The following is a 2,127-nucleotide window of genomic DNA, read 5'->3' on the forward strand; positions in this document are numbered from 1 at the left end:
GAATTGAATATCGGGAAATATCCTAGCACTTTTTTTCCCCTATCCAAGGGGAGGCTTCAAGGCGCGAATTATTTAATTATTAATAATTAATAATTGGGTAATTATAGTCATTTAAGTTTAGATTGAGACGATAGTTTATTTCTGTGAAAGAGTTTCAGCAGAAAAAATGTTTCATTCTTAATCGAAAATATAAAAAATTTATATGTGTTAAGGTAATATGCCTTGATTGTGAGAATAAAAAAATAGATAATGTGGAAAGGAGATAGAAAAGAGAAAAAGGCTTTTAACCTATCCGCTAATTAGCGGTCAAAAAACTTTACTGTTTCCTATTAGTCAATCCTTCTATAGCAATCCTATTTTATTTGTGTATAAAAGTCTTACTGCTTTTAGGGAACAGGGAACAGGGAACAGCAAACAGGCAAGAGTTTCAGTTTTTTTATCTACTTTTTGGTTCGTCACGACCAATTTAGGATTGCTATCTTACAGAAGAGGTAATTATTAATTATTGAATAGTGCTAATGTTTTTATATTTCCTATCACCATTTATTTATAACTATTCAACTGAACATCATACTAAATACGATGTTTCAATTAAAAAACAACAAACATAAATCAGTTTTATCCCTGGGCTAGTTTACAGAGCTAACATACTTCTGATTTATAACTTATTGAATCTGCTTACTTATTATATTTGTCAAACAAAATGCGTTTATTTACAACTATTGCAGGTTTACGCTCCTACTTAAATTTACTGCAAAATGAACCACAAAAATCTCCCTATACTATTGGTTTAGTTCCGACAATGGGAGCTTTGCACGAAGGACATTTAAGCTTAATTAAACGTGCTAGAGAAGAGAATAAAATTACGGTTGTCAGTATTTTTATTAATCCTTTACAGTTTGCTCCTACCGAAGATTTTAAACAGTACCCTCGACAGTTAGAAGCAGATAGAAAATTTTGTGAAAAAGAGGGAGTAGATGTAATTTTTGCTCCTACTACTGAAACAATGGGTATGGAAAATGAACTATCAACTAATGCTCAAAACTCTACAACTACAGTTGTTCCTCCCTCTACAATGACATCAATTATGTGTGGAGTTTCTCGACCTAAATTTTTTCAGGGAGTAGCAACAATTGTAACTAAATTATTGAACTTAGTTCAGCCAAACAATGCTTATTTTGGTCAGAAAGATGCTCAACAGTTAGCAATTATTAAGCAATTAGTCAAAGACCTGAGTTTGCCAGTTAATATTGTTTCTTGCCCAATAATTCGCGAAAATTCAGGATTAGCTATTAGTTCTCGCAATCAATATTTAACTTCTGAACAAAAGGAGCAAGCTTCCATACTTTATAGTTCTCTTTGTCATAGTAGACAAATATTTTTAGAGCATCGAGATACACCAAATATTCTCAAAAAAGTCAAAAATGCTGTGAAAGAAAAATTAGCATCTCAACCAAAAGTAAAACTAGAGTATTTGGAAATAGTTGACCCTGAAAGTTTACAACCTTTAGAAAATATTCAAAATATAGGCTTATTAGCGATCGCTGCTTATTTTGGACCTTGCCGTTTAATAGATAATATACTCTTGAGAAACCGTAAACCCATAATTGCCATTGATGGGCCTGCTGGTGCTGGGAAATCCACAGTCACCAAATTAGTAGGACAAAATCTAGGACTTTTATACTTGGACACAGGGGCAATGTATCGGGCAGTAACATGGATGGTATTACAAAGTGGTGTGCCAGTTGATGATCAAGCCCAAGTAGCAGAATTAGTCAGTCAATGCAAAATTAGCTTTAATGGGCCAGAAAATAGTCATGTCATAATCAACGATCAGGATGTCACAGTAGAAATTCGGAGTAGGGAAGTTACAAATAATGTTTCAACTATTGCAGCCCAGCCTACTGTCAGGTATTTTATGGTAAAACAACAACAACAATTTGGAACTAAAGGAGGCATAGTAGCAGAAGGACGAGATATTGGCACTCATGTATTTCCCAATGCTGAAGTCAAGATTTTTTTAACAGCTTCTGTAACAGAGCGATCGCGACGGCGACTACTAGAGTTACAGCAGAAAGGTGAAACGAACATAAGTTTAGAAGAGTTAGAAAAAGATATTATTCTTCG

The 2,127-nt window shown here is 33.9% G+C and carries 1 protein-coding gene; it reads left to right on the forward strand.

What is annotated here, in order from left to right:
- Positions 1-703 precede the first annotated feature (703 nt).
- A partial coding sequence (locus tag AFK68_RS00580; RefSeq protein ID WP_094670808.1) for a bifunctional pantoate--beta-alanine ligase/(d)CMP kinase occupies positions 704-2,127 on the forward strand: 1,424 nt, incomplete at its 3' end.

Source organism: Hydrocoleum sp. CS-953, assembly GCF_002260545.1.
GTDB lineage: Bacteria > Cyanobacteriota > Cyanobacteriia > Cyanobacteriales > Microcoleaceae > Trichodesmium.